At 71.7% G+C, this 17821-nt stretch carries 17 protein-coding genes; 12 read left to right on the forward strand and 5 right to left on the reverse strand.

Features of this window, described 5'->3' with window-relative positions:
- Nucleotides 1–81 precede the first annotated feature (81 nt).
- Together ABEA82_RS32320 and ABEA82_RS32325 are read left to right on the forward strand one after the other, a co-directional pair.
- Entirely contained in the window at nucleotides 82–1224 is a 1143-nt protein-coding gene (locus ABEA82_RS32320) for a glycosyltransferase family 4 protein (RefSeq protein ID WP_345665275.1), read from the forward strand.
- A gap of 65 nt (nucleotides 1225–1289) precedes the next feature.
- Nucleotides 1290–2927: a GMC oxidoreductase gene (locus ABEA82_RS32325; protein WP_486389422.1), complete on the forward strand. Its 1638-nt coding sequence runs from the start codon at nucleotides 1290–1292 to the stop codon at nucleotides 2925–2927.
- Between the two features lie 19 nt (nucleotides 2928–2946).
- Here ABEA82_RS32325 and ABEA82_RS32330 read toward each other — a convergent pair whose 3' ends face one another.
- Nucleotides 2947–4743: an AMP-dependent synthetase/ligase gene (locus ABEA82_RS32330; RefSeq protein ID WP_345665276.1), complete on the reverse strand. Its 1797-nt coding sequence runs from the start codon at nucleotides 4741–4743 to the stop codon at nucleotides 2947–2949.
- A gap of 296 nt (nucleotides 4744–5039) precedes the next feature.
- Here ABEA82_RS32330 and ABEA82_RS32335 point away from each other — a divergent pair, with 296 nt between their 5' ends.
- From ABEA82_RS32335 to ABEA82_RS32360, 6 genes are all read left to right on the forward strand, one after another.
- Nucleotides 5040–5837 carry a metallophosphoesterase family protein gene (locus tag ABEA82_RS32335; RefSeq protein ID WP_345665277.1) on the forward strand — a complete coding sequence of 266 codons (798 nt, stop codon included), beginning with the start codon at nucleotides 5040–5042 and terminating at the stop codon, nucleotides 5835–5837.
- Between the two features lie 111 nt (nucleotides 5838–5948).
- On the forward strand, nucleotides 5949–6386 hold the full coding sequence (locus ABEA82_RS32340; RefSeq protein WP_003989665.1) for an SRPBCC family protein: 438 nt from the start codon (nucleotides 5949–5951) through the stop codon (nucleotides 6384–6386).
- A gap of 108 nt (nucleotides 6387–6494) precedes the next feature.
- Nucleotides 6495–7670: an ArsA family ATPase gene (locus ABEA82_RS32345; protein ID WP_345665278.1), complete on the forward strand. Its 1176-nt coding sequence runs from the start codon at nucleotides 6495–6497 to the stop codon at nucleotides 7668–7670.
- Between the two features lie 68 nt (nucleotides 7671–7738).
- Nucleotides 7739–8239 (forward strand): DUF5304 domain-containing protein, encoded by a 501-nt coding sequence (locus ABEA82_RS32350; protein ID WP_345665279.1) that lies wholly within the window; start codon nucleotides 7739–7741, stop codon nucleotides 8237–8239.
- Between the two features lie 144 nt (nucleotides 8240–8383).
- Complete coding sequence (locus ABEA82_RS32355; protein WP_345665280.1) at nucleotides 8384–9337, forward strand: ROK family glucokinase; 954 nt, start codon at nucleotides 8384–8386, stop codon at nucleotides 9335–9337.
- A 108-nt stretch (nucleotides 9338–9445) separates the two neighbouring features.
- Nucleotides 9446–10207, forward strand: coding sequence for an endonuclease/exonuclease/phosphatase family protein (locus ABEA82_RS32360; RefSeq protein ID WP_345665281.1), 762 nt, complete (start codon nucleotides 9446–9448; stop codon nucleotides 10205–10207).
- A 70-nt stretch (nucleotides 10208–10277) separates the two neighbouring features.
- On the opposite strand, the gene ABEA82_RS32365 is transcribed toward ABEA82_RS32360, so the two are convergent.
- Together ABEA82_RS32365 and ABEA82_RS32370 are read right to left on the reverse strand one after the other, a co-directional pair.
- A complete protein-coding gene (locus ABEA82_RS32365; protein ID WP_345665282.1) occupies nucleotides 10278–10889 on the reverse strand; it encodes a hypothetical protein in 612 nt (203 codons plus the stop codon).
- Nucleotides 10882–11679 carry an alpha/beta hydrolase gene (locus ABEA82_RS32370; protein ID WP_345665283.1) on the reverse strand — a complete coding sequence of 266 codons (798 nt, stop codon included), beginning with the start codon at nucleotides 11677–11679 and terminating at the stop codon, nucleotides 10882–10884. The genes ABEA82_RS32365 and ABEA82_RS32370 overlap by 8 nt, the downstream gene beginning before the upstream one ends.
- A 202-nt stretch (nucleotides 11680–11881) precedes the next feature.
- On the opposite strand from ABEA82_RS32370, the gene ABEA82_RS32375 reads away from it, so the two are divergent.
- Genes ABEA82_RS32375 through ABEA82_RS32390 form a run of 4 tightly spaced genes read left to right on the forward strand, consistent with a single transcriptional unit; the run spans nucleotide 11882 to nucleotide 15707 of the window.
- Nucleotides 11882–12673: a lysophospholipid acyltransferase family protein gene (locus ABEA82_RS32375; RefSeq protein ID WP_003989658.1), complete on the forward strand. Its 792-nt coding sequence runs from the start codon at nucleotides 11882–11884 to the stop codon at nucleotides 12671–12673.
- 27 nt (nucleotides 12674–12700) lie between these two features.
- Nucleotides 12701–13927 (forward strand): MacS family sensor histidine kinase, encoded by a 1227-nt coding sequence (macS, locus tag ABEA82_RS32380; protein WP_345665284.1) that lies wholly within the window; start codon nucleotides 12701–12703, stop codon nucleotides 13925–13927.
- Nucleotides 13924–14625, forward strand: coding sequence for a response regulator (locus ABEA82_RS32385; RefSeq protein WP_345665285.1), 702 nt, complete (start codon nucleotides 13924–13926; stop codon nucleotides 14623–14625). Before macS ends, ABEA82_RS32385 begins: the two co-directional genes overlap by 4 nt.
- 53 nt (nucleotides 14626–14678) lie before the next feature.
- The gene (locus ABEA82_RS32390) at nucleotides 14679–15707 is read left to right on the forward strand and encodes a 6-phosphofructokinase (protein ID WP_345665286.1); all 1029 of its coding nucleotides are present in this window, start codon (nucleotides 14679–14681) and stop codon (nucleotides 15705–15707) included.
- A 64-nt stretch (nucleotides 15708–15771) separates the two neighbouring features.
- Here ABEA82_RS32390 and ABEA82_RS32395 read toward each other — a convergent pair whose 3' ends face one another.
- Nucleotides 15772–17628, reverse strand: a complete 1857-nt coding sequence (locus ABEA82_RS32395) for an anthranilate synthase family protein (RefSeq protein WP_345665287.1) — start codon at nucleotides 17626–17628, stop codon at nucleotides 15772–15774.
- Nucleotides 17629–17749: 121 nt separating this feature from the next.
- On the reverse strand, nucleotides 17750–17806 hold the full coding sequence (locus tag ABEA82_RS38760; protein ID WP_076973970.1) for a trp operon leader peptide: 57 nt from the start codon (nucleotides 17804–17806) through the stop codon (nucleotides 17750–17752).
- Nucleotides 17807–17821 lie beyond the last annotated feature (15 nt).

Consider the following 17821-nt stretch of genomic DNA (forward strand, 5'->3'; position numbering starts at 1 on the left):
CATGATGGCCCCGACAGCTGTGAGCGTGCCACAGGTGCCGGGGCGAACGGCCGGGAGGTGCGGTTCGGTAGGGTCGGCGGCGTGCGCAAGACCCTGATCGTGACGAACGACTTCCCGCCCCGGCCGGGCGGCATCCAGGCGTTTCTGCACAACATGGCGCTGCGCCTGGACCCGCAGCGGCTGGTCGTCTACGCGTCGACCTGGAAGCGGAGCCGGGAGGGCGTCGAGGCGACCGCGGCCTTCGACGCCGAGCAGCCCTTCACCGTCGTACGGGACCGTACGACCATGCTGCTGCCCACACCGAGGGTCACCCGGCGGGCCGTCGGGCTGCTGCGGGAGCACGGGTGCACATCGGTGTGGTTCGGGGCGGCGGCGCCGCTCGGCCTGATGGCACCGGCGCTGCGCGACGCGGGCGCCGAGCGGCTGGTGGCCACCACGCACGGGCACGAGGCCGGCTGGGCCCAGCTGCCCGCGGCCCGGCAGCTGCTGCGCCGTATCGGGGACTCCACGGACACGATCACCTACCTCGGCGAGTACACCCGCTCGCGGATCGCCACCGCGCTGACGCCTCAGGCGGCCTCGCGCATGGTGCAGCTGCCGCCGGGCGTGGACGAGAAGACGTTCCATCCCGGGTCGGGCGGCGACGAGGTGCGGGCGCGGCTGGGGCTGGCGGACCGCCCGGTGGTGGTGTGCGTCTCCCGGCTGGTGCGGCGCAAGGGCCAGGACACCCTGATCCGGGCCATGCCCCGCGTCCTGGCCGCCGAGCCGGACGCCGTGCTGCTGATCGTCGGGGGCGGCCCGTACGAGAAGGACCTCCGCAAGCTGGCCCAGGACACCGGCGTCGCGGGTTCCGTCCGCTTCACGGGCCCGGTGCCCTGGTCGGAGCTGCCCGCGCACTACGGCGCCGGTGACGTCTTCGCCATGCCGTGCCGCACCCGTCGGGGCGGCCTCGACGTCGAGGGCCTCGGCATCGTCTACCTGGAGGCCTCGGCGACCGGGCTGCCGGTGGTGGCCGGAGACTCGGGCGGGGCGCCGGACGCGGTGCTCGACGGGGAGACGGGCTGGGTGGTGAGGGGCGGCTCCCCGCAGGAGGCTGCCGACCGCATCGTCACGCTCCTCGGTGACGCCGAGCTGCGCCGCAGGATGGGCGAGCGGGGCCGCGAGTGGGTCGAGGAGAAGTGGCGCTGGGACCTTCTCGCGGAGCGGCTGGAAGACTTGCTGTAGGAGTCCCGCCCCTCCACGGGCGCGAGGCTGTTGGCGGAACCAAATAATCCGCCGATGCTGCGCACATGACATCAAACCTGATGCAGCGTCAGCTGACAAGACGTCAGATCCTGGGCATGGCGGCCCTGCAGACCGCCGCCACCCTCGGCTTCACCCGCATCGGCCTCCAGTCCGCCCGGGCCGCCGAGCCGGACGCGGCCGAATCCGCCCCCGCCGTCGTCGTCGGTTCCGGCTACGGCGGCGCCGTCGCCGCCCTCCGCCTCGGCCAGGCCGGTATCCGCACCCTCGTCCTGGAGATGGGCCGCCTCTGGAACACCCCCGGCCCCGACGGCAAGGTCTTCTGTTCCACCCGTACTCCGGACCAGCGCTCCATGTGGTTCCGCACCCGCACCGAGGCCCCGCTCGCCACCTTCCTCTGGCTCGACCTGGTCAACCAGGACATCAGCGCCTACCCGGGCGTCCTGGACCGCGTGCACTACGACCACATGTCCGTGTACGTCGGCCGCGGCGTCGGCGGCGGCTCCCTGGTCAACGGCGGCATGGCGGTGACCCCGCCGCGGTCCTACTTCGCCGAGCAGTTCCCGACCGTGGACACCGACGAGATGTACCGCACGTACTTCCCCCGCGCCCGCTCCATGCTCGGCGTCAACACCGTCGACCCGGCCTGGTTCGAGTCCACCGAGTGGTACCGCTTCACCCGGATCTCCCGTAAACACGCGGACAACGCCGGGCTGAAGACCACCTTCGTGCCCAACGTCTACGACTTCGGCCACATGGAGCGCGAGGCAACCGGCACGGCGACGAAGTCCGCGCTCGCGGGTGAGGTGATCTACGGCAACAACCAGGGCAAGCGCAGCCTCGACAAGACGTACCTCGCCTCCGCCCTCGGCACCGGGAACGTCACCGTCCACGCCATGGAGCGGGTGACGTCGATCAGCAGGGCGGCCGACGGGACGTACCTGCTGACCGCCGACCGCATCGACGACACCGGCACCGTCGTCGCGACCAAGGAGTACGCCTGCACCTACCTCTTCCTCGGCGGCGGCAGCATCGGCACGACCGAACTCCTCGTCCGCGCCCGGGAGTCGGGCACACTGCCCCGGCTGGACGCGAGCGTCGGCACCGGCTGGGGCACCAACGGCAACGTGATGCTGGGCCGGGCCAACCATCTGTGGGACACGGTCGGCGCGAACCAGTCGACCATGCCGGTCATGGGCATCGACGACTGGGCCAACACGGACAACCCCGTCTTCGCCGAGATCGCGCCCCTGCCCATGGGGCTCGAACACTGGGTCAGCCTCTATCTGGCGATCACCAAGAACCCTGAGCGGGCGTCCTTCACGTACGACTCGGCGAGCGGCGCCGTGCGGCTCGGGTGGAGCGCCGCGCAGAGTGCCGTGTCGGTGGGCATGGCGAAGAAGCTGTTCGACCGGATCAACAAGGCGAACGCCACGATCTACCGCTACGACCTGTTCGGCTCGTCCAACAAGGTCTTCGCCGACGACTTCACGTACCACCCGCTGGGCGGCTGCGTCCTGGGTCGTTCGACGGACGCCTACGGCCGGGTGAAGGGGTACTCACGCCTGTACGTCACGGACGGCTCGCTCGTCCCCGGGTCGATCGGCGTCAACCCCTTCGTGACCGTCACGGCCCTCGCCGAACGCACGATGGCGCGGGTCCTCACCGAGGACACCGCGCCATGAGCGCTCGCGGAAGGCCGCGCTACTTCGCGTAGATCGCCTCGATCTCCTGCGCGTAGTCCTTCACGACCACGTTCCGCTTCAGCTTCAGTGAGGGAGTCAGGTGGCCCGACTCCTCCGTGAACTGGGAGGACAGAATGCGGAACTTCCGCACCGATTCCGCCTTCGACACCGCGGCGTTGCCGTCGTCGATCGCCGCCTGGATCGCGGCCAGCAGGTCGGGGTCCTCGCTCAGCGACGCCGCGGTGGCACCCTCCGGCTTGCCGTGGTCCGCGCACCAACGGCTCAGGAACTCCTCGTCGAGGGTGACCAGCGCGCCCACGAACGGCCGCCCGTCGCCCACCACCATGCACTCCGCGACCAGCGCGTGCGCCCGGATGCGGTCCTCGATCACGGCCGGGGCGACGTTCTTGCCGCCCGCCGTGACGATGATCTCCTTCTTGCGGCCGGTGATCCGGAGGTAGCCGTCCTCGTCGAGGGTGCCGATGTCACCGGTGTGGAACCAGCCGTCGGCCAGTGCCTCAGCGGTGGCGCCGGGGTTGTTCCAGTACTCCTTGAACAGGTGCTCGCCGTGCAGCAGCACCTCGCCGTCGTCGGCGATCCTGACCACCGAGCCGGGCAGCGGCTGGCCGACCGTGCCGATCTTCTGGCGGTCCCAGGGGTTGAACGCGGTGGCCGCGCAGGACTCGGTCAGGCCGTAGCCCTCCAGGACCGTGAAGCCGATGCCGCGGAAGAAGTGGCCGAGGCGCTCGCCCAGCGGGGCGCCACCGGAGATGGCGTACTCGCCTCGGCCGCCGAGGACCGCGCGGAGCTTGCTGTAGACGAGCTTGTCGAACGTCTTGTGCTTGATCCGAAGGCCGAGGGACGGTCCCGACGGGGTGTCCAGCGCCTTGCTGTAGGCGATCGCGGTGTCGGCGGCCTTGTCGAAGATCTTGCCCTTGCCGTCGGCCTGGGCCTTCGCGCGCGCCGAGTTGTAGACCTTCTCGAACACGCGCGGGACGCCGAGGATCAGCGTGGGGCGGAACGATGCCAGCTCGTCGGTGAGGTTCTTGATGTCCGGGACGCAGCCGAGCTTGATCGGCGCCATCATCGGCGCGATCTGCACCAGCCGGCCGAAGACGTGCGCGAGCGGCAGGAAGAGGAGCACCGAACACTCGCCCGTGCGGAACAGCGGACGCAGCCGCTCCACGATGTTGCCGCACTCGGCGAAGAAGCTGCGGTGGGTCAGCACACAGCCCTTGGGGCGGCCGGTCGTGCCCGAGGTGTAGACGATGGTCGCCGGGTCGTCGGCCCGGGCGATCGAGCTGCGCTCCTCGATCGTCTCGTCCGTGACGTCCTGGCCGAGCCGGCCCAGCTCGTCGAGGCCGCCGCCCTCGATCTGCCAGACGTGCTTGAGCGCCGGCAGCCCGTCGCGCACCGACTCGACGGCGGCCGTGTGGGCGTCCGTCTCCACGATGCAGGCGGTGGCGCCCGAGTCGCCGAGGATCCACTGCACCTGCTCCGGCGAACTGGTCTCGTAGACCGGCACGGTCACCGCGCCCGCGCTCCAGATCGCGAAGTCCAGCAGCGTCCATTCGTAACGGGTGCGGGACATCAGGCCCACCCGGTCGCCCGGCTGGACACCGGCGGCGATCAGGCCCTTCGCCGCCGTGTGCACCTCGGCGAGGAAGACGGTGGCCGTGACGTCCTGCCAGCTGCCGCCGACCTTGCGGGCGATGACGGCGACGTCCGGGTGCTGCGCGGCGTTTCTGCGGACGATGTCGGTCAGGTTTCCGTCCGCAGGGACCTCGTACAAAGCCGGAAGGCTGAACTCGCGCAAGACTGCTGCTCCTCATAGGGCGCCGGCGCCACGACGGTGTGTGCTGCGACGGTGCGGTCCAAGGCTCGGGCAGGTACTCAGGCATTCACTTGTTGAAATGCAGAGCACGACTGGACTGCCCGGACGTTACCCGCCGGTATGGCTTCTCCGACAGGGGGTCCCGTCGAGATGTTCGCTGCGTCACACAGTTGGGTATTCCTTCGCGCACAGTAGTCCAAGCGCTAAACGACTGGCCAGTAACCGCAGGTAGGGCCGCCACTGTTCACCTATGCCGCACACGCTTACCCTTGATCGTCATGGCACCCACACCAGCCGGAAACCGCAGGACGCGCGTGCACGTGGTGAGTGACGTGCACGGCAACGCCCGGGACCTGGCCAGGGCCGGCGAGGGTGCCGACGCCCTGATCTGCCTGGGCGACCTCGTCCTCTTCCTCGACTACGCCGACCACTCGCGCGGCATCTTCCCCGACCTGTTCGGCGTCGAGAACGCCGACCGCATCGTCGCGCTGCGCACCGCCCGCCGCTTCGAGGAGGCCCGGGAGTTCGGGGCCCGGCTGTGGGCCGGCGTCGGCGGGGACCGGGCCGCGGTGATCGAGAAGGCGGTACGCAATCAGTACGCGGAGCTGTTCGCCGCGTTCCCCACTCCGACGTACGCGACCTACGGCAACGTCGACATGCCACCCCTGTGGCAGGAGTACGCCGGCCCCGGCATCACCGTCCTCGACGGCGAGCGCGCCGAGATCGGCGGCCGGGTCTTCGGCTTCGTGGGCGGCGGCCTGCGCACCCCGATGCGCACGCCGTACGAGATCAGCGACGAGGAGTACGCGGCGAAGATCGAGGCCGTGGGCGAGGTCGACGTGCTGTGCACGCACATCCCGCCCGAGGTCCCGGAGCTGGTCTACGACACCGTCGCGCGCCGCTTCGAGCGCGGCAGCCGGGCCCTGCTCGACGCCATCCGCCGCACCCGCCCCCGCTACTCCCTCTTCGGGCACGTGCACCAACCGCTGGTGCCGAGGATGCGGATCGGGGCCACCGAGTGCGTGAACGTGGGGCACTTCGCGGGGACCGGGACGCCCTGGGCGCTGGAATGGTGAGGACGCCCCAGGTCGGGTGAGATCGGCGGGGCCCGTGCGCGGTAGCCTTCACGCTGCACACACGTGCGCACGACGACCTCATACCGGCCCTTATCTGGAGGAGCCACGGCGATGGCGGAACACACCAGCTCGAGCATCACCATCGAGGCGGCCCCGGCCGACGTCATGGCGGTCATCGCCGATTTCGCCCGCTACCCGGACTGGACCGGCGAGGTGAAGGAGGCGGAGGTCCTGAAGACCGACGCCCAGGGCCGCGCCGAGCAGGTCCGCCTCGTCATGGACGCCGGCGCGATCAAGGACGACCAGGTCCTCGGGTACACCTGGACCGGGGAGAACGAGGTGTCCTGGACGCTGGTGAAGTCCCAGATGCTGCGGTCCCTGGACGGCTCGTACATCCTCAAGCCGGCCGGTGCGGGCGGTACGGAGGTCACGTACGTGCTGACGGTCGACGTCAAGATCCCCATGCTCGGCATGATCAAGCGCAAGGCGGAGAAGGTCATCATCGACCGGGCGCTGGCGGGATTGAAGAAGAGGGTCGAATCTGCCTGATCGAGTCGCGCCGCCGGGGCGCCCGAGCATGGTTCGGTGCGGGCGCGTCGTGGTCGCTCGCGCAGTTCCCCGCGCCCCTTAGGGGCGTCTGGGTTAGCGTTCATCCCCATGCGCACCATCCTGATCATGGGCCCCGGCGGCAGCGGGCGCACCACACTCGCCGCTGCCACCGCGCTCACCTCTGCCCGCGAGGGCAGCCGCACCCTCGTTCTCAGCGCCGACCGCACCGACACCCTCGGTGCCGCGCTGGGTGTCGGCACCGGCCCCACCCCGGTCGAAGCCGCCCCGCGCCTCACCGCCTGGCGGCCCGACCCCGCCCGGGACTTCCGGAAGGACCTCGCCGCCCTCCAGGACCGCGCCTCCTCCGCCCTGGACCTCCTCGGCGCCTCCCGCCTCGACCCCGAGGAGCTCACCCCCCTGCCCGGCGCGGAGGAGCTCGCCCTGCTGCGCGCCCTGCGTGACGCCGCGCTGGCGGAGCGGCACGACCTCCTCGTCGTCGACCTGCCGCCGCTCCCGCAGGCCCTCGCCCTCCTCGCCCTCCCCGAGGAACTCCGCCGCTACCTGCGCCGTCTGCTCCCGCCGGAACGCCAGGCGGCCCGCGCCCTGCGCCCCGTCCTGGGCCGGCTCGCCGGCGTCCCCATGCCCGCCGAGTGGCTGTACGACACGGCCGCCCGCTGGGACCTGGAGCTGGCCGCCGTCGAGGCGGTCGTCGCGGACCGCGACACCGTCGTACGACTGGTCGCCGAGCCCGGCCCGGCCGGTGCCGACGCCCTGCGCACCGTCGGCCCGGGCCTCGCCCTGCGCGGTCTGCGCACCGAAGCCGTCGTCGCCAACCGCGTCCTGCCGGAGGCGTCCCCGGACACGTGGCTGGCCGGTCCGGTCGCCCAGCAGCGCAAGACCCTGGAGGAGTGGCGGGAGTCGTACCCCGTCCGGACCGTCGCCCACCTCGGCCGCGACCCGCGCGGCGCCGACGACCTCACCGCCCTGGAGGCACCCGGCGTCGACCGGGACACCCCTCTCGCGCCGGTCGAGTGGCCCGTGACCGACCGGCTCGGCGAGGACGGCGTGCTCGTCTGGCACATCCCGCTGCCCGGCGCCATACGCGACGAACTCGACCTCGTCCGGCGCGGCGACGAACTCGTCGTCACGGTGGGGCGGTTCCGCCGCATCGTCCCGCTGCCCTCCGCGCTGCGCCGCTGCACCGTCGACGGCGCCGGCCTGCGCGAGGGCGAGCTGCGCATCCGCTTCGCCCCCGACCCGAAGCTGTGGCCGCGGACGCGGTGACCGGTCCGTGAACCCCCGGCGCCCGTTCGGGTAACGTCGTAGAGACGAACCGTAGTCAGGAGTCCGTCATGAGCGAAGAGCTCCCCCCGCCGGACGACGCCCGCGAAGAGGCCGTGGACGAGGTGCGGGCCACCGACGCCGACGCCTGGGCGACCGCGTGCGCCGAGGACCTCCAGGCGGAGAAGGCCCGCCGCCGGAGCCAGTACGGCCCGCCCCAGGGCTCCGCGGCCGAGGAACTGAAGAAGCTCGTCGACGCCGTCTCCGACAAGTTGTCCGGGATCCAGTCCCCGCTGCTCGGCGCGGTCGCCGGCCCCGCCGCGCAGCAGGCCGTACGACAGGTCTTCCAGCAGGCGAAGGCCGCCGTGGAACCCGTCATCGAACGCAACCCGGACGTCTTCGACCACCTGGCGGCGGCCGGGAACGAACTGCTGGCCGCCTACCGCTCCGCCGTCGAGTCCCAGGAGCGCCGCTGGACCGGCCGCGACGACCAGGACGACCCGCGTGACCTGAACGAGCGCCGGGACCGGGGCGACGAATCCGGCCCCGGTGAACACATCGACCTCGACTGAGTCCCCGGCCGGGTCCCCGGTCTTGTGTGAGCGGCGCCCGGCATGACCCCGCCGGGCCTGCCCACCGGTCGGACGAGCCGAACCCGGGGGCAGTGCCTCGGGTACCGTAAGCCGTAGCGGGGCTCGACCGAAACTGAGGGATTCATGGGACTCACCATCGGCGTCGACATCGGCGGCACGAAGATCGCGGCCGGCGTGGTCGATGAGGAAGGCAACATCCTCTCGACCCACAAGGTGCCGACCCCGGGCACGCCCGAGGGCATCGTGGACGCCATCGCCTCGGCGGTGGACGGCGCACGCGTCGGTCACGACATCGTCGGCGTGGGCATCGGCGCCGCCGGCTACGTCAACCGGCAGCGCTCCGAGGTCTACTTCGCGCCCAACATCCACTGGCGCAACGAGCCGCTCAAGGAGAAGGTCGAGGCCCGCGTGGGCCTCCCGGTGGTCGTGGAGAACGACGCGAACGCCGCGGCGTGGGGCGAGTACAAGTTCGGCGCCGGCAAGGGCCACCGCAATGTCATCTGCATCACGCTGGGCACCGGCCTCGGCGGCGGCATCATCATCGGCAACAAGCTGCGCCGCGGGCACTTCGGAGTGGCCGCCGAGTTCGGCCACATCCGCATGGTCCCGGACGGCCTGCTGTGCGGCTGCGGCTCGCAGGGCTGCTGGGAGCAGTACGCCTCCGGGCGCGCCCTCGTGCGGTACGCCAAGCAGCGCGCCAACGCCACCCCCGAGAACGCCGAGATCCTGCTCGGCCTGGGCAACGGCGCGCCCGAGGGCATCGAGGGCAAGCACATCTCCATGGCCGCCCGCCAGGGCGACCGGGTGGCGGTCGACTCCTACCGCGAACTGGCCCGCTGGGTCGGCGCGGGCCTCGCCGACCTCGCCTCCCTCTTCGACCCCTCCGCCTTCATCGTCGGCGGTGGCCTCTCCGACGAGGGCGAACTGGTCCTGGGCCCGATCCGCAAGTCCTACAAGCGCTGGCTGGTGGGCGGCAACTGGCGCCCGGTGGCGGAGGTCAGAGCGGCGGAACTGGGCAACAAGGCGGGCCTGGTGGGAGCAGCCGACCTGGCCCGCGAACCCGACCCGATCATGTAAACGCTTCTCTTTTTGTTTTGGGGCGCGGGGAACCGCGCGATCAGCCACGCACCACCGGCACTCGCGCACCATCCCCGTGCCCCGCCCTTTCGGGCGTAAATTGATCACATGTCGCTGCTCCCCAACTCGCGTACAGAACCCGACGGTTCCGCAGTCATCAGGGTCCTCAGCTACAACATCCGCTCGATGCGCGACGACACCGCCGCCCTGGCCCGCGTCATCAAGGCGTGCGAGCCCGACCTGGTCCTCGTCCAAGAAGCCCCCCGCTTCTTCCGCTGGCGCAAGAAACTCGCCCGCCTGGCCCGCGCGGCCGACCTGGTGATCGTCACCGGTGGCGCCACCACCACCGGGCCGGCGATCCTCAGTTCGCTCCGGGCGGGGGTGGAACGCACCGAGGACATCCTCCTGCCCCCCACTCCCGGCCTGCACCGCCGCGGCTTCGCCACCGCCGTCGTCCGGTTCGCCGGCGCCCGGCTCGGCGTCCTGAGCTGCCATCTGTCGCTCCAGAAGGACGAGCGCTACGAGCAGGGCGGCATGCTCCTGGACCGGCTCGCCGGCATGGGCGTGGAGCACGCGATCGCCGGCGGTGACCTGAACGAACGCCCCGACGGCCGCACCTTCCGCAGGCTGGCCGACGGTCTGACGGACTGCCGGGCCGCCGCGCCCTGGGGCGGGGAGCACACCTGGACTCCCTCCGACCCCTACCAGCGCATCGACGCGATCTTCGTGACCGAGGGCATCGAGGTGCTGGGCTGCGGAGTGCCGGTCGGGCACCCCGGGGTGACCGAGACGGACCTGAGGGCGGCCACGGACCATCTGCCGGTCCTGGCCGCCCTCAGAGTGCCGCCCGTCCGGACGACCGCCGTGTAGAGGACCGCCGTCCATGACGGCCGTCCAGATGTCTGCTGTCCGGACGACCGCCGTCTGGACAGACCGCCGTCTAGACGACCGCTCCGCGTCCCGGATCGTCGTCGTCCTCGTCATCCGTCCGCATCCGCACCACCAGCGTCGCGAACCCGCCGAGGAACCCGCCGATCCCCAGCGTCGCCAGCCACCAGGTCATCTCCCAGCCGAGCAGCACGGCCAGCAGGAGCAGCACCGGTCCGCCGAGCACGCCGAGCCAGGCGAACTTCGCGGTGACGTCGGGGGTCGGCAGCGGCGGCGGCTCCGGGGGAACGAAATGCCCCTCGTCGTCCTCGTCGAAGTCGCCCTCGGCGGGCTCGGGCGCGGAGTAGTCGCGCGGGCCGACGCCGGGGGCGAAGGAGACGGAGCCGCCGAGCGGCCTGGCCGGCTTGTCTCCGGGCCCCTTGGTCTCCGGCTTCTCCGGCTCAGCGGGCTTCGCGGCGTCACCGGCCGTGTCCATCCGGCCGTCGTTGGTCTCGGACTCCAGCAGCGCCAGGTCCTCGACGGACTTGAACGGCTTGGCGCCCGGCGGGTCCGGCGGCTCCTCGCCGTACCCGGCGACGATCGCCGCCCAGGCCGCCTCCTCGTCGAACGGGACACCCTTCTCGTCCGGCTCGCGGCCCTCGCGGTCGGAGTCGTGCTCAGCCACCTGCGGTCGTCCCTTCCTTGCCGAGACCGGGCTCCTCGCGGAGACCGGACGCGAGCCGGTCGATGAACGCGCTGCTCTCCTCGAAGATCCGGTCCGCGTCATGGTCCAACGTGGCGACGTGGTAGCTCTGTTCCAGCAGGACCTCTTTCACATCGGTCGACGAGATGCGGCTGAGGACACGGGCCGAGTCGGCGGGCGGCACCACATGGTCCTGCGGGCTGCGCAGCAGCAGCACCGGCTGGGTGACCTGCGGCAGCTCGCGGTCCACGGTCCGGAAGAACTGGCGCAGGGAGTGCGCCGCGTGCAGCGGCACCCGGTCGTAGCCCAGCTCCCTGCTGTCCGGCTTGGCGATGTCGCTGGCGATCCCCTTCGTCGCGGGGACCAGGTGACGGAGGACCGGGAGGGCGTGCGCGGCCAGGCCGTGCACCTTGTTCGCCGGGTTGACGACCACCACGCCGCTGACGGCGTCGCCGTGCCGCGCGGCCAGCCGCAGGGCCAGGGCGCCGCCCATGGACAGACCGGCCACGAACACCTTCTCGCGGCGCTCGCACAGGGCACGCAGCTCGCGGTCCACCTCCGCGTACCAGTCCTGCCAGCCCGTGATCCGCAGGTCCTCCCAGCGCGTGCCGTGCCCGGGCAGCAGCGGCAGCGAGACGGTCAGGCCTCGGTCGGCGAGATGCTCCGCCCAGGGGCGCAGCGACTGCGGTGAACCGGTGAAGCCGTGGCAGAGGAGGACGGCCGCCTCCCCGCCCTCGTGGCGAAACGGCTCGGCTCCGGCAAGGACCGGCACCTTCGGCCTCCTGGTCGTGAGAAGGGACTGACACGATCACCGAATGTCACGGAACGTCATGGAAGGGGTCGCACGTCGTTCGCGGGACCTTCACGGTACGCGACGGCACTGACACCGACCAGGGCCGTCGGCGCCTTTGACGGCGGTCCGGGTTATGGTCTGATCGACACATACAGGAGGCACTCGGTTGTTGTACGGCGCGATGAAGGTCGCTGTTGGGGGGCCGCTGAAGGTCGCCTTCAGGCCTTGGGTGGAAGGCCTGGAGAACGTTCCCGCCGAGGGCCCGGCGATCCTGGCGAGCAATCACCTGTCCTTCTCGGACTCGTTCTTCCTGCCTGCCGTCCTGGACCGCAAGGTCACGTTCATCGCGAAGGCCGAGTACTTCACCACGCCCGGAGTGAAGGGCAGGCTGACGGCCGCCTTCTTCAAGGGCGTCGGCCAGCTGCCCGTGGACCGCTCCGGTGCGCGGGGCGCGGGTGAGGCCGCCATCAAGAGCGGCATCGAGGTGCTGGAGCGCGGCGAGCTGTTCGGGATCTACCCGGAGGGGACGCGCTCGCCCGACGGCCGGCTCTACCGCGGCAAGCCGGGCGGCCTCGCGCGCGTGGCGCTCGCGACGGGCGCGCCCGTCATCCCGGTCGCCATGATCGACACGGAGAAGATCCAGCCGCCCGGGAAGGTGATGCCGAAGCTGATGCGGCCCGGCATCCGGATCGGCAAGCCGCTGGACTTCAGCCGCTACCAGGGCATGGAGCACGACCGGTTCGTGCTGCGCGCGGTGACCGACGAGGTCATGTACGAGATCATGAAGCTCTCCGGCCAGGAGTACGTCGACATGTACGCGACGGCCATGAAGCGGCAGCTCGCGGAGGCGGCGAAGGCGGAGAAGGAAGCCGAGAAGACGGCGAAGGCCGCGCTGGCCCGGGCGGAGAAGGAACAGGCCGCGAAGGAGAAGGCCGAGCAGGACCGGACGGACGAGCGGCGGACCGAGCCCTAGACGGGGCCTGCGATCGGGGGGCGGGGCATGGCCAAGCGCGAGCGTGTCATGAGGATGTCGGTCGAGCAGCCGCTGTGGCGTGCGCTGACCGCCTACCGGGTGCTCACCATGCTGTACGCGGTCGGCCTGTTCGCCACCGCCTACGACGAGTTCGCCCGCCCCTGGATCGCCGTCGCCTACTACGCCGTCCTGGGCGTGTGGACCCTGGCCACGCTGCCCCGGGTCGCGAACGCCGCCGGCTGCACCAAGCGGTTCCTCACCGCCGACCTCACCATCGCCGTCGCCGGCATCCTGCTCACGCCCGTGGCCGACGCGCACGAGCGGGTGCAGGCGGGCGGCCCGACGCTGCCGTCGATATGGACCGCCGGTTCCGTGCTGGCGTTCGCCCTCAAGGGCGGCTGGCGCTGGGCGGCCCTCGCCTCCAGCCTGGTGGCCGCCGCCAACCTGGTCGAGCGCGGCACCCCGGCCCGCGACACCGTCCACAACGTCATCCTGGTCTGCATCGCCTCCATCGCCATCGGCTACGTCGTCGAGGTCGCCCGCGCCTCCGAGCGCACCCTCGCCCGTGCCCTGGAGATCGAGGCCGCGACGCGGGAGCGGGAGCGCCTCGCCCGGGACATCCACGACAGCGTGCTCCAGGTGCTGGCGATGGTGCAGCGGCGCGGTGCGGTGATCGGCGGCGAGGCGGCCGAGCTGGGCCGGATGGCCGGCGAGCAGGAGGTCGCGCTGCGCACCCTGGTCTCCGGCGGACTGGTCCCCGTCTCCCGTGTCTCGGAGGACGCCGCCGAGGGAGCGGTCGTCCGGGCCGTCGACGAGGACCCGGAGCAGAGCGGCCCCGTCGACCTGCGTGCCCTGCTCGCGCCGTACGCCGGGGCCATGGTCAGCCTCGCCGAGCCCGGCGCGCCCGTGCCCCTGACCCCGGTCGCCGCCCGCGAGGTGGCCGCCGCCGTCGGGGCCGCCCTGGACAACGTCCGCAGACACGCCGGAGAACAGGCGCGGGCGTGGATCCTGGTCGAGGACGAGCCGGACGAGGTGATCGTCACCGTGCGGGACGACGGACCCGGCATCCCCGAGGGGCGGCTCGCGCAGGCCGAGGGCGAGGGGCGGCTCGGTGTCGCCCTGTCCATCCGGGGCCGGCTGCGCGACCTCGGCGGCAGCGCGGAGCTGATCTCGGTGCCGGGACAGGGCACGGAGGTCGAGTTGAAGGTACCGAAGGACGTGACAGAGGCACGGGGGAAGGCGGAGCGGCGATGACGGAGACCACGGAGAACCGGCGGGACCCCATCAAGGACCCGATCAAGGTCATGGTGGTCGACGACCACCCCATGTGGCGCGACGCCGTCGCCCGGGACCTGGCCGAGTCGGGCTTCGAGGTGGTCGCCACCGCGGGCGACGGCGACCAGGCCGTGCGCCGCGCCAAGGCCGCCGCGCCCGAGGTTCTCGTGCTCGACCTGAACCTGCCCGGCAAGCCCGGCGTCCAGGTCTGCAAGGAGGTCGTCGCCGCCGACCCCGCGCTGCGCGTCCTCGTGCTGTCCGCGAGCGGCGAGCACGCCGACGTCCTGGAGGCGGTGAAGTCCGGCGCGACCGGTTATCTGCTGAAGTCGGCCTCCACCGAGGAACTCCGGGACGCGGTCCGCAGCACGGCCGTCGGCGACCCGGTCTTCACTCCCGGCCTCGCCGGTCTGGTCCTCGGCGAGTACCGCCGCCTGGCCTCCGAACCCGCCCCCGCTCCCGACACCGACGAACCGAAGGCGCCCCGGCTCACCGACCGCGAGACCGAGGTGCTGCGCCTGGTCGCCAAGGGCCTGAGCTACAAGCAGATCGCCGAACGCCTGGTCATCTCCCACCGCACGGTGCAGAACCACGTCCAGAACACCCTCGGCAAGCTCCAGTTGCACAACCGCGTGGAGCTGGTCAGGTACGCGATCGAGCGCGGCCTCGACGACGAGTGAGGCGCACGTCACACTGACCCTTCGTCAGGCACCTGCGGCGAAGGGACTGTTCCATGCGCGTCGGAGTACTGACCGGAGGCGGCGACTGCCCCGGGCTCAACGCCGTCATCCGGGCCATCGTCCGCAAGGGCGTGCAGGAGTACGGCTATGACTTCACCGGCTTCCGGGACGGCTGGCGGGGAGTCATGGAGGGCGACACCGTCCGGCTCGACATCCCCGCCGTACGCGGCATCCTGCCCCGCGGTGGCACGATCCTCGGCTCCTCTCGGACCAATCCGCTGAAGGCGGAGAACGGCATCCGCCGGATCGAGGAGACCCTGGCCGGGCTGGAGGTGGAGGCGCTCATCGCCATCGGCGGCGAGGACACGCTGGGCGTGGCCGCCCGGCTGTCCGACGAACACGGCGTGCCCTGCGTGGGCGTCCCGAAGACGATCGACAACGACCTGTCCGCCACCGACTACACCTTCGGCTTCGACACCGCGGTCGGCATCGCGACCGAGGCCATCGACCGGCTGCACACCACCGCCGAGTCCCATATGCGCGTCCTCGTCGTCGAGGTGATGGGCCGGCACGCCGGCTGGATCGCCCTGCACTCGGGCCTGGCCGGCGGCGCCAACGTCATCCTCATCCCCGAGCAGCGCTTCGACGTCGAGCAGGTGTGCGCCTGGGTGACCTCCCGCTTCCGGGCGTCGTACGCGCCGATCGTGGTCGTCGCCGAGGGGGCGATGCCGAAGGACGGCGACATGGTCCTCAAGGACCAGACGCTGGACTCCTTCGGGCACGTCCGGCTGTCCGGGGTGGGGGAGTGGCTGGCCAAGGAGATCGAGAAGCGCACGGGCAAGGAGGCCCGCACGACCGTCCTGGGGCACGTCCAGCGCGGCGGCACCCCGAGCGCCTTCGACCGCTGGCTCGCCACCCGCTTCGGGCTGCACGCCATCGACTGCGTCCGCGACGGCGCCTTCGGCACGATGGTCGCCCTGCGTGGCACGGACATCGTCCGGGTCCCGATCGCCGACGCGACGGCCCGCCTGAAGACGGTGGACCCGGCGCTGTACGAGGAGGTCGGGGTGTTCTTCGGCTGACCGGGAGCGGATGTCCCGGGTGCGGACGTCCGGGGGCGGCGACCCCCGGACGGCTACCGGTCGGCTACACGGTCGTGTTGCGCAACCGCCCCACCAGCTCCCGTACGACCGCGGCGCCGTTCAGCGTCAGGATCGACTCCGGATGGAACTGCACCCCGGCGAACCCGGGCCCGCGCATCGCGTGCACGTCCCCGTTCGCGGCCCGGCTGATCTCGACGCCGTGCGCGGCCAGCTCCTGGTGGGCCTCTTCGTCGCAGCGCGCCACGAAGCTGTTGTAGAAGCCGACGGTCTCCTGCCGCCCGAAGAGGTCGATCGTGGTCTGCGCGCCCTGGTACGGCACGTCCTTCCGGACGATGTCCAGCCCCAGCTCGGCCGCGATCAGCTCGTGCCCGAGGCAGACGCCGAGCACTCCGTGCGGCTGGCCGCGGATGATCTCGGCGGTGAGGTTCCGCAGGATCCGCATCTTGGGGTCGGCGAGATCGGCGGGGTCCCCGGGGCCGGGCCCGAGCACGACGGGTCCCTCGTGCGCGAGCACCGCCTCCCGCAGCCCTGCCTCGTCGTACCGCCGGACGGTCACCTCCAGCCCGCTCGAACGCAGCAGGTGCGCGAGCATCGCCGTGAAGGTGTCCTCGCCGTCGACCACCAGGGCGTGCCCGCTCAGCTCCTGCGACCGCTCCTGCATCCGCAGCCAGAACGGCGCCAGGGACGCCCGGCGCCCGTCGAGGGCGGCACGCACACGCGGGTCGTCGGCCAGCCGGGGCCGGCCGGACTCCGCACGCGGCCTTCCCGGCCGTACGCCCAGGGCCGCCAGCACGCCCGCCGCCTTCGCGTGCGTCTCCGCGACCTCACTCTCCGGGTCGGACCCGCGCACGAGGGTCGCGCCGACCGGAACCCGCAGGTGCCCGTCGGAGGAGATGTCGGCGGTGCGGATGAGGATGGGGGAGTCGAGGGTCTGGGCCCCACCGGAGTCCCGGCCGATCAGGGCCAGCGCGCCCGCGTAGTACCCCCGCCCCCCGGCCTCGTGCCGCTCGATGACCCGGCAGGCGTTCTGCACCGGAGAGCCGGTGACGGTCGCCGCGAACATCGTCTCCCGCAGCACGTCGCGCACGTCCAGCGAGGACTTCCCGCGCAGCTCGTACTCGGTGTGCGCGAGGTGGGCCATCTCCTTCAGCCGGGGCCCGACCACGACCCCGCCCATGTCACCGACGGTGCACATCATCTTGAGCTCCTCGTCGACGACCATCGACAGCTCCTCGATCTCCTTGCCGTCGGCGAGGAAGCCGAGCAGGTGCTCGGGGGTGGGCCCCTCGGCGGGGTAGCGGTAGGTGCCGCTGATCGGGTTCATGACGACCGTGCCGCCGGACATCCGCACATGCACCTCGGGGCTGGCCCCGACCAGGGTGCGGTCGCCGGTGTGCACGACGAACGTCCAGTACGCGCCTCGCTCGCCCTCCAGCAGCCGCCGGAACAGCGCCAGCGCGTCGGCCCGGCCGAACCCGCGGATCCCGCCCTCGTACGTCCGGCGGATCACGAAGTTCGCGCCCTCGCCCCGGCCGATCTCCTCCCGCAGCACGCGCCCTACGGTCCGCGCGTACTCCTCGTCCGCGACGTCGAAGCCGCCGTCCTCGACCCGCACCTCGTGCGCCGGGAGCTGTGCCAGGGCGTCGGCCAGCGGGACGCCGTACGACTCCTCGGGGGTGAGGGCCACCAGGGGCGTGCCGTCGTCGCGGACGTCGAAGCCACGCTCACGGATCTGCCGGAAGGGGACGAGCGCGAGGCTCTCGTCGGGGAGGTCGGCGAGCCGGTCGTACGTCGCGGCCGGGCCGATCAGGACCTCGACCAGCTCGTGGTCGTGGCCCGGGGTGCGGCGGCGCAGCAGGGCGAACGGACGGGGATCGTCCAGCAAGCCGAGCAGGTTCATGGGTCCGTGCTCCTTCTCCGAGGATCCGGGGATCCGGTGTGATGCAGTGGGAGAGGAACGACCCGGGAAACACCGAAGGCCGCCCCTCGGGCGGCCTTCGCGAAGTCTGTCGTACGCGCAGTCAGTGGGCCGCCGGATGAGCGGTCCACCACCAGTTCTGGATCGAATGCGCGAACATACGACGCACCCTACC

The sequence above is a fragment of the Streptomyces venetus genome (assembly GCF_039540295.1).
Classification (GTDB): Bacteria; Actinomycetota; Actinomycetes; order Streptomycetales; family Streptomycetaceae; genus Streptomyces; species Streptomyces venetus.

Excerpts from the sequence above, each read along its gene's own strand:
- ABEA82_RS32325 (WP_486389422.1), top strand. The coding sequence starts at position 1,290 with ATGACATCAAACCTGATGCAGCGTCAGCTGACAAGACGTCAGATCCTG.
- ABEA82_RS32375 (WP_003989658.1), top strand. The coding sequence starts at position 11,882 with ATGAAGGTCGCTGTTGGGGGGCCGCTGAAGGTCGCCTTCAGGCCTTGG.
- ABEA82_RS32395 (WP_345665287.1), bottom strand. The coding sequence starts at position 17,628 with ATGAACCTGCTCGGCTTGCTGGACGATCCCCGTCCGTTCGCCCTGCTG.
- ABEA82_RS32345 (WP_345665278.1), top strand. The coding sequence starts at position 6,495 with ATGCGCACCATCCTGATCATGGGCCCCGGCGGCAGCGGGCGCACCACA.
- ABEA82_RS32360 (WP_345665281.1), top strand. The coding sequence starts at position 9,446 with ATGTCGCTGCTCCCCAACTCGCGTACAGAACCCGACGGTTCCGCAGTC.
- ABEA82_RS32350 (WP_345665279.1), top strand. The coding sequence starts at position 7,739 with ATGAGCGAAGAGCTCCCCCCGCCGGACGACGCCCGCGAAGAGGCCGTG.
- ABEA82_RS32390 (WP_345665286.1), top strand. The coding sequence starts at position 14,679 with ATGCGCGTCGGAGTACTGACCGGAGGCGGCGACTGCCCCGGGCTCAAC.
- ABEA82_RS32385 (WP_345665285.1), top strand. The coding sequence starts at position 13,924 with ATGACGGAGACCACGGAGAACCGGCGGGACCCCATCAAGGACCCGATC.
- ABEA82_RS32335 (WP_345665277.1), top strand. The coding sequence starts at position 5,040 with ATGGCACCCACACCAGCCGGAAACCGCAGGACGCGCGTGCACGTGGTG.
- macS (WP_345665284.1), top strand. The coding sequence starts at position 12,701 with ATGGCCAAGCGCGAGCGTGTCATGAGGATGTCGGTCGAGCAGCCGCTG.
- ABEA82_RS32355 (WP_345665280.1), top strand. The coding sequence starts at position 8,384 with ATGGGACTCACCATCGGCGTCGACATCGGCGGCACGAAGATCGCGGCC.
- ABEA82_RS32340 (WP_003989665.1), top strand. The coding sequence starts at position 5,949 with ATGGCGGAACACACCAGCTCGAGCATCACCATCGAGGCGGCCCCGGCC.